General features: G+C 47.6%; 8 protein-coding genes. 5 read left to right on the top strand and 3 right to left on the bottom strand.

The window, feature by feature from the left end:
- The first annotated feature begins 485 nt into the window (after positions 1-485).
- Positions 486-2744, top strand: coding sequence for an O-antigen ligase family protein (locus J2T20_RS24805; protein ID WP_307592556.1), 2259 nt, complete (start codon positions 486-488; stop codon positions 2742-2744).
- Between the two features lie 105 nt (positions 2745-2849).
- Here the strand turns inward: J2T20_RS24805 and J2T20_RS24800 are convergent, their stop codons facing one another.
- From J2T20_RS24800 to J2T20_RS24790, 3 genes are all read right to left on the bottom strand, one after another.
- Positions 2850-3509: an SdpI family protein gene (locus J2T20_RS24800; RefSeq protein ID WP_307592554.1), complete on the bottom strand. Its 660-nt coding sequence runs from the start codon at positions 3507-3509 to the stop codon at positions 2850-2852.
- Entirely contained in the window at positions 3506-3844 is a 339-nt protein-coding gene (locus J2T20_RS24795) for an autorepressor SdpR family transcription factor (RefSeq protein WP_307592552.1), read from the bottom strand. Before J2T20_RS24795 ends, J2T20_RS24800 begins: the two co-directional genes overlap by 4 nt.
- A gap of 159 nt (positions 3845-4003) precedes the next feature.
- A complete protein-coding gene (locus J2T20_RS24790) occupies positions 4004-4909 on the bottom strand; it encodes a carbohydrate kinase family protein (protein WP_307592550.1) in 906 nt (301 codons plus the stop codon).
- A 146-nt stretch (positions 4910-5055) separates the two neighbouring features.
- On the opposite strand from J2T20_RS24790, the gene J2T20_RS24785 reads away from it, so the two are divergent.
- From J2T20_RS24785 to J2T20_RS24770, 4 genes are all read left to right on the top strand, one after another.
- Entirely contained in the window at positions 5056-6132 is a 1077-nt protein-coding gene (locus J2T20_RS24785) for an ArsR/SmtB family transcription factor (protein ID WP_307592548.1), read from the top strand.
- A gap of 156 nt (positions 6133-6288) precedes the next feature.
- Positions 6289-6903 carry a DedA family protein gene (locus J2T20_RS24780; protein ID WP_307592546.1) on the top strand — a complete coding sequence of 205 codons (615 nt, stop codon included), beginning with the start codon at positions 6289-6291 and terminating at the stop codon, positions 6901-6903.
- Positions 6900-7466, top strand: coding sequence for a thioredoxin family protein (locus J2T20_RS24775; RefSeq protein WP_307592544.1), 567 nt, complete (start codon positions 6900-6902; stop codon positions 7464-7466). The genes J2T20_RS24780 and J2T20_RS24775 overlap by 4 nt, the downstream gene beginning before the upstream one ends.
- 6 nt (positions 7467-7472) lie before the next feature.
- Positions 7473-8099 carry an MBL fold metallo-hydrolase gene (locus tag J2T20_RS24770; protein WP_307592542.1) on the top strand — a complete coding sequence of 209 codons (627 nt, stop codon included), beginning with the start codon at positions 7473-7475 and terminating at the stop codon, positions 8097-8099.
- Positions 8100-8210 lie beyond the last annotated feature (111 nt).

The following is an 8210-nucleotide window of genomic DNA, read 5'->3' as shown; positions in this document are numbered from 1 at the left end:
GTAACCCGTAACCCGTAACCCGTAACCCGTAACCCGTAACCCGTAACCCGTAACCCGTAACCCGTAACCCGTAACCCGTAACCCGTAACCCGTAACCCGTAAACCGTAAACCGTAAACCGCAAACCGTAAACCGTAACCCTCAGTCACCCTCTTCTTTGTTTAGTTGTACAAAGTGCAACTAAATCGTATTTATTTACACGCCGTGTTGGTTTAGTTGTACTTTTTGCAGCTATATGTGCTGAAAGGAGCGAAAACAGCCGATTTACCTAATTTTAAGTGTATAAAGTGCAACTAACAGCATCAGTCCGCTAATTTTGGCTGAAATAGTTGTATGAAATACAGCTATTTCAGGAGAATCTTAGGGGTTGAAGGTGATTTGGGTGAAACTTTAGGTTTGATCCACATCTCCAGCCTTAAGGAGTCTGTTGTTTTAAGAGAAAGCTGGAAACACTGGAGGATATATCAAACTACAGGGGAAATGGGAATGGAGAATAACAAAATGAGAGGTTACTTGAACACCGCTGTGATGTATATTTCTGCAGCAGCAGTAATTATAGCCGGAGGAACTGCCATTTTACGACGCGGTTTTTTCTTTGCTGAGGATTTTTATGGATTCGCAGGCGGTTGGTTCATATTTGGGGCTTTTCTTATTTTGGCTAAGTTGGTTGCGTCTATTTCGAAGGAGTCAGCTGTGAGTCTGACGGGAACGCTTAATTGGAGCAAAAGCCGAGCTATGATAACTATGTTGAGCGCTCCGTTTTTAATAGCTGTACTCTATGCATTAAGTTGGTTTAGGGAGCCCGTATCCTTTCAAGGGACAATGAATGAGTTACTGCGCTGGAGTTTATACAGCACATTTGCTGTTCTGGCTTACATAAGCACGAAGAGTAAAGGCTCAGCCTGGATGATTACTGCAGCTTGGAATATCGTCGGAATGGCTCTAAGCCTAAGCGCTCTGGTAGCTGTTTGCGGAGGTCTATACTTACCCTACTTTGTAGCTTACAGTGCCAATCCCGGTGTGAGCGCTACAGGTGCCAGACTAGCAGGATCACTCCAATATCCCAACACATTCGGGGCGGTGATGGCCGTTTTTTTGCTGGAACGGTTATTTGCCGTGTCAGAGTATTACGCGGGGAGCACAGTTGCGGAGCGGAGTGGTGCAGAGATCACGGGTGCGGAAGAGAGTGGTACAGGAAAACGAGGTGCGGAGCTGAGTGGTTCAGAGAGCACAGGTGCTGAGCGGAGCAGTGCAGAGAGGAACCGAGGAACACACGGGGCAGGTGCTGCGCTGCTGCGCCTGCTGCCGCTGTTCCCGTACACCGCCGCTCTGCTGCTCAGCGAGTCGCGCGGCGCTTGGCTGGCGGCGGCTTGCGCCTGCGCCGCCGTACTGCCCTTGAAGCGGCTGCAACTCGCGCCGCTTCTTGCCGCTGGCGCCGCGCCTGTGGCTGCCGCGGCGCTGCTCTACCGCCAACTAGCCGCTGCGCGGTTGGCGGTAGAGCCCTTGCCCGGCCTGCTGGCGCTGGCCGGGCTCTGGGCCGGCGCGCTGCTAGCCGGCCTGTGGCTGTGCCGCCGCCAGCGCAGCATGGCCGGCGGGAGCCGCGCCGCCGCGCTGGGGCTGGCGGCGCTCTGTTGGACGGCTGGCGCAGCCGCCGTCCTCCAGCAGGTGCAGGCGCGGATCACCGAACCGTCGGCGACGGTGTCCGCGCGTGCACTTCTTTACCGCGACGCCTGGCGGCTGGCGGCAGAGGCCCCCTGGCTGGGCCGGGGAGGAGAGACTTGGCGGAGTGTGTACCTCGCCGCCCAGTCTCATCCTTATGTCGGCAGCCAGGTCCATTCCGGCTATCTCGATATTCTGCTGAATCTCGGGATTGCTGGTTTGGTCGTCGCACTTGTCATGCTATCTGCGATGTGCTGGTTGGTTGCTGTCTCCTCACCAAGGCTGCTGCCGCCTGTTTTAGTCATTGTGCTCCATGGTGCTGTCGATTTTGACTGGAGTTATGGACTGATATGGATCCTCCTATTCTGGTTGGCAGCACTCGCTGTTGCCAATACCCGTGAAACACAGCCTACTCTACCAGCTATCCAGCTAGACATCATTGCTAAAAGAAGGGGGCAGTTTTCTACCCGTACTTCTTCTAAGCTCATCATTGCACTGGTTATTTGTTGTTCGTCTTCAGTACTTTGCATAATTTCCTGGCGAGCCCAGTCAGCTGCCGCACTGTACCGAAAGGCAGTTATTCTTTCTAATCCCGCAGAGAGGATTTTGCTGCTGCAGCAATCATTGCACAGGAATCCATTGTCTCCCCGAGCGGCAGCAGCACTTTCAGAGGATTTATCCCAAGCGCAGAGTAAAAAGGTGCTGGTAGACAGTTTAATTTATTCACCTGAGAATCCGGCTCTAAATTGGAATATGGCAGAGTTAATGATGCATGAGGACAGAGTGGGGGCTGCATTATATTGGGTTCGAAGGAGCCTACGTTTGGATGTGTATAATTTCAAAAAAAGAACAATAGCGATACATGCCATGCTGCTGCTAGGCGAACGCAGGTTGGAAGCAGGAGATAAGAAGGGAGCGTTTCTCAGCGCCTCTTCCGGTTTGGAATTACTTCGCGAATACAAGCTGCTTGCAGGAAGAGCAGGTAGTAAAGAATATAATGACCGCAGCTTTCATCTCACCGATCAAGCAACTAACCTAGGCCAACAGTTAGATTCTTTGATGATACTCAGTGTTACGGCTGGGTGATAGTTACTTAGAAGCTTCTAGCTGTAGCCAAAGTTGGAATCTTGAGTCTCAGTTTCTTAAAAGTTCATTCCTATCAGCGTTTATTTATATCAAATACTACGCTGGTTAAGCGCTTATCCGCCTTGATACAATCCAAGAATAAACTAGAGGTACGATGATACTTAGCAACAGTCCTGTAATAATAAATGTGATCGCCCAAATTTTCGGCATAAACACTCCAAGTATAAACAAGACACCTGCTATGGCCCAAAGGATCCCGGAAAAGCGGTGAGTCTTACGCCACACCTCGGGAGATGCCAGCGTCCATGGTGTACGTATCCCTAGAAAATAGTTGTGTTTAACCTGTGGCAAATAATTTCCAATGACCATGAACATCAGTCCTAGTACAGCTATAAGGATTTTCCCTGCTGGAAAGTGATAATCTAAACCGTAGGATACAGACAACGCGAGTGCCGTATTAAGCAGTAAGGAAATAGCTAGACGAATCATCCCATAAGCGTTCTCGAACTTTCGGTAATTTTCTCTTTTCGGATCTATGCTGCGGGTGAATTGCAGCAGTACGGGGAGCAACACCCCCAAAGCTCCTAATAGTGATATTACAGAGCCCTTATTCCAATATTTATTTACCTCTCCTGTAATACCAAACTGGGCCGGAAGCAGCTGAGGCAAGCGGTCATAGTTGACTAGCGCATAAACTAAGGTAATTAAGCCTAGGATCACACTAACGGAATCCTGCCATTTCCATTGAAAATTTTTCATCATCATTCCTCCTCAGACGTCAGGGATTCGGCTACCTTTTTCTTTTTTTTGTTATCCTTCAGTAACTCAGTATGATCTGACTTTCCCGTACCGGTTAATTCCAACAACCAGCCCAGAACCTCTTCAAGTACAGTGGTATTAAGTGAATAGAGCATAAATTGACCTTGTCTTTCATCCTGAACGAGGCCTGCATGCTTTAGAGCATTTAGATGATGAGAGATGCTTGGTTTCGTCATGTTGAAGTAATCGGCAATTTCACCAGCCGTTCGATCCTTTTCCCGCAGCAGGCGGATAATTTGACGGCGGGTAGGGTCGGCAAGGGCTTTAAAGGATTCATTCATAAGGTACACCCGACCTTTCGATAGTTAGATAATTATCTAAACGTATAATAGCAAACTGTAATCTACCCGTCAATGAGGAATGCTCAGCACGATCTGCAGGATTCGAAAAAAGATGATGCACCAAGATATAATCCAGATGCATCATCATTCAATCTGTGTTTACAGCAGATTACTACCGTAATACTTTTCGTAATCCTCCTGCAGTTTTAAGGCACTTAAATCCTCAGCAACGAGTTCCTTTGAGGTGATGCACAATCCTGCCACAATCGAGGCGGCCTGCAAGCTTTGTTCCAGTGAACAACCCAGGGAGTAGGCATACAGAAAACCGGCAAAAAAATTATCTCCCGCGCCATTGCTGTCCACGCGCTCATATTGATCGGCAATAGGAATTTCCAGCCACTGACCTGCTGCGGTTAAGGCAGTTGCACCATGGCTGCCGTGAGTACAGACCACAAGCTTTTTACCATCCTTAATCCATTTCTCCATCTGGGGACGGTAATCCGGCAAATTGTCAGAGCTCAGAAAAAGGTAGTGAGCGGCATTAATAAAATCGGAATGAAAAGGATTATCCCCATTATAGTCATGGAGATCGCACCAAATTTCTTTGTTATACTTCTGAAGGAGAGGAATGTATTTCTTGCAATATCCGACGATATTTAGCACGGCATAATCACAACTAAGGATCAGTTCTTCCGCCCGCTCCAGATTTAGCTCCGAATCAGCGGACGAGGTATGCAAAAAGATTGAAATCCGTCTTCCTTCTTCATCCATTAGATTAACATGACGTTCGGTACCTGTAGGATCGTGATCGAGATAGAAGGAGAGGCCTTCCTGTGCCAAATACCGGCTGATTTTATTTCCGTGTTCGTCATCCCCTGCGGTAGCCAAAAGGTTTGTTTCGGCACCCAGCTTGTGCAGGCACAAGGCTTTTCCCGCACCTGTAGAGCCTACGGTTTCGTGAAAGCCCAGACTGTACAACGTAGCAGGCTCTGCCTTGGGGAATTCCTTCATCGGAACGATGGTATCATAGGAAACTCCGCCTAAGATTAGAAATGAACTCATCATATACACCTCACTGTATTAGAAGTTTATCTAATTCGAATGTTAATCTCTATGATCCTGTGAGTCAAGTGTTCCTTTGACGAGATCGAGATAATGTTAGATAATCATCTAAGGCGTTAATTAACAATATGGAAGGAGCGTCCCTGAATATGAACTCCAAACTTATCCTTGCCATACATCCACCGATGGAAATGATGTACGCTCTTTTTGCTTTGGGCACCAAGCAGCATTTTTTGAATATGTTAAGCGATTTCGGCATGACCCCGGAGCAGCAAATGACGGAATGGCTGGATCAAATCAGTGAGCCTATGTCACCGTTTCTGCTGCAGGAACTGAATTATTTCTTTGATCCTAGCGGTTTGGGATATCTGATATATAAAAGCATTCTCCGCCATAGCAGCATCACGGACACAGCAGCAGTTATTGATCATCTGGAAAGTGATGGGCCAGCATCGTTAATGGACGATATGATGGGCAGTGTTTGCAAAGATGTGTACCCCGGAATGAAGCTCAGACAAGATGATTATAGGGCGATGAGTACCCTTGCTGCGAAGACGATATTCCCTGATCCACAACGCAAACAGCGTGTATTGGAAATGCTCGCTCACCCTACTGAAAGTCATGCGCGGTTTGTCTTTTTGCTGCGTTCCTTCTACAGCGGCTATTACGGTCCGATTGAGGCCGAAGTGCTTGAAGTACTGGAGAACGGAAGGCCCTATTTTCAGAACCAGTATGATACCGACGCAGCGGCTTTTATGAGCCGTTTTCTCAATACAGCTGCGGAAGAATCCGGGTTGGCGGATAGTAATAAAGAACGTTCTGACAGCACAATCGTAGTGCATTTGAGCTTTTTTAAAGGAATTGGATGGCACACCTACAAGCTGGAAGGAAAGAACCATCCCCGCTGGTTTGTGCTGGGACTCCGCAGTGACAGGGTCGAAGAAGGCGGAGCCGCAGTAGAACAGGCCGTCCTTTTCTTCAAGGTGCTTTCCGACAAAAAAAGAATTGAAATTATCCGCATCCTCTCCGAGCGGTCATGCTACGGACAGGAGCTAGCGGAGCTGTTGGAATTGACCCCGGCAACCATTTCCTATCATATGACCTTTCTGCTGAATCAGAATATGGTCGTTTACGAGCGTTCCGAGAACCGTTACTACTATTCCCTGAACAGACATGTGATGGAGCGTCTGTTTCAGCTATCGCATAATACGGTATTCAAACGATAGAAATTTCCCGGACATCCCCAAAGTAGAAGTCGTATCCCCCCATATGCTAGAATAGGCTAAGAGAAGAGACACTGGCTACATAGAGCAGAAACGGCGCATGTTACCTATCATCTTTATTGTATGCCGTATTCTGATAAAACGGGAGGAGGAGTTGGATTGCATCTTATTTCTGATCTGATCTCGCAATTGTTTGAATGGATTCAGAGCCTTGGTTATTTCGGGATTATGATTGGACTTATGATTGAAGTGATTCCGAGTGAGATTGTACTGGCATATGGAGGTTATTTGGTCTGGGATGGACAAATAAACTTTGTGGGCGCAGTTGTATTCGGAACCATCGGTGGTGTGATTGCACAGGTTTTTGTTTACTGGATCGGACGTTATGGCGGAAGGCCTGTGTTGGAGAGGTACGGTAAATATATTTTTATCAAAAAGAAGCACATCGATCATTCGGAAGAGTGGTTCAACAAGTACGGTACAGGCGTAATTTTCACGGCACGGTTTATCCCTGTGGTTCGCCACGCGATTTCCGTTCCGGCGGGTATTTCCCGTATGCCGCTTGGTAAGTTCATACTATTAACCACACTCGCTGTTATTCCATGGAGCTGTTTATTTGTATACCTAGGTATGACACTTGGCGACAAATGGAAGGATATTGACGAGGTTGCTGCGCAATATACCCATGAGATTATTCTTGCGGCATTAGCTATGATCATTATTTACTTCCTGTTCAAGTGGTACAAATCCAAGAAGAGAGGTAGTGAAGTATGAAGCCCAATGTAGCGGCTAAATTTGATCAGGGTCTTTCCCCTCGTCAATTTGTAGAAGGCATGACCCAGAATCAGCAAGCATTTGAATCCTGGTATGAGAAATTTGTCTGGGAAGACGACAGTGACAGAGAGTATTTTGAGAGCCTGAATCATCGGGATGATCTGCGTGTGCTTATTCTTGCTGCCGATTGGTGCGGTGATGTGGTGCGTAATGTACCTGTAGTATTCCGAATTCTGGAGACGGCTGGTATAAAGACAGAGGTGCTCATATTGGAAGATCATCCGGAGGTCATGGATAATTTCCTGACTATGGGGGGCCGCGCAGTACCGATTGTTATCTTTGCTGATACCGGCGGGTATGTACTGGGCCACTGGGGTCCGCGTCCGGAGCATGTTCAGAGTCTTATGAATGAATTCAAGCGGGAAAATCCGGACCGTGAAGCTTCTGATTATCAGAGCAAAATTGCTGAAGTACGTAAAGCCATGGGGCAAGCCTATGGGGAAGGAACGGAATCACACGCGGTTATCGCCCAAGAACTGCGTAGTCTGATCTCCGGATTCTAAAATAACATGCTGAATATTCGTAACTATAATCTCGGTCCCCTCCAGACGAATGCCTATCTCCTGACCGGAGCAGATCCTAAGCGCGGTATCATAATCGATCCCGGTATGAATCCCGCAGGACTGATACGGAATATCGAAGGGATGGAGATTGAGGCGATTTTGCTGACACATGCCCATTTTGATCATATGGGTGGTGTTGATGAAATTCGCAAGCTCAAGAATTGTCCTGTGTATCTACATGCTCTAGAGAGTGAATGGCTTACCAATCCCAAGTTAAACGGATCGTTAATGTGGCCCAATGTCTCGCCACTTTTGACAACGGATCCTGCGGAGTTTGATCTGGCCGAAGGGCAGACTCTGAAGCTGATTGGAATGGATTTCAGAGTCTACCATACACCAGGCCACTCCCCGGGGAGCGTAAGCTTTCTCTGTGGAAATGATTTGTTTTCTGGAGATGTGTTGTTTAGACTTGGTGTAGGCCGCACCGATCTGCCGGGGGGGAAAGAAAGGGATCTGTTCGACTCCATTCGGGGTAAGCTGTTCAAGATGGATGATGAGGTCAAGGTTTATCCGGGACATGGCTCACGGACAACCATTGGTTTTGAACGAGAGCGTAACCCCTATGTTTCCTAAGGATATTAGTTTCTTCACCTGAATAATGATGAGGACTTCAGCTTAGTAATGGCTGAGGTCCTTTTTTTTGATTAAAATAGCGAATGGCTAATCGTTATTTCCTCTAATATC

The organism is Paenibacillus wynnii, from assembly GCF_030812855.1.
In the GTDB taxonomy this organism is placed as follows: domain Bacteria; phylum Bacillota; class Bacilli; order Paenibacillales; family Paenibacillaceae; genus Paenibacillus_AQ; species Paenibacillus_AQ wynnii_A.
Note: the sequence above shows the minus strand (reverse complement) of the source record. Positions and strands in the feature narration are given on the sequence as shown.

Coding starts and splice junctions, on each gene's coding strand:
- J2T20_RS24805 (WP_307592556.1), top strand. CDS start 486: ATGGAGAATAACAAAATGAGAGGTTACTTGAACACCGCTGTGATGTAT.
- J2T20_RS24800 (WP_307592554.1), bottom strand. CDS start 3,509: ATGATGATGAAAAATTTTCAATGGAAATGGCAGGATTCCGTTAGTGTG.
- J2T20_RS24795 (WP_307592552.1), bottom strand. CDS start 3,844: ATGAATGAATCCTTTAAAGCCCTTGCCGACCCTACCCGCCGTCAAATT.
- J2T20_RS24790 (WP_307592550.1), bottom strand. CDS start 4,909: ATGATGAGTTCATTTCTAATCTTAGGCGGAGTTTCCTATGATACCATC.
- J2T20_RS24785 (WP_307592548.1), top strand. CDS start 5,056: ATGAACTCCAAACTTATCCTTGCCATACATCCACCGATGGAAATGATG.
- J2T20_RS24775 (WP_307592544.1), top strand. CDS start 6,900: ATGAAGCCCAATGTAGCGGCTAAATTTGATCAGGGTCTTTCCCCTCGT.
- J2T20_RS24770 (WP_307592542.1), top strand. CDS start 7,473: ATGCTGAATATTCGTAACTATAATCTCGGTCCCCTCCAGACGAATGCC.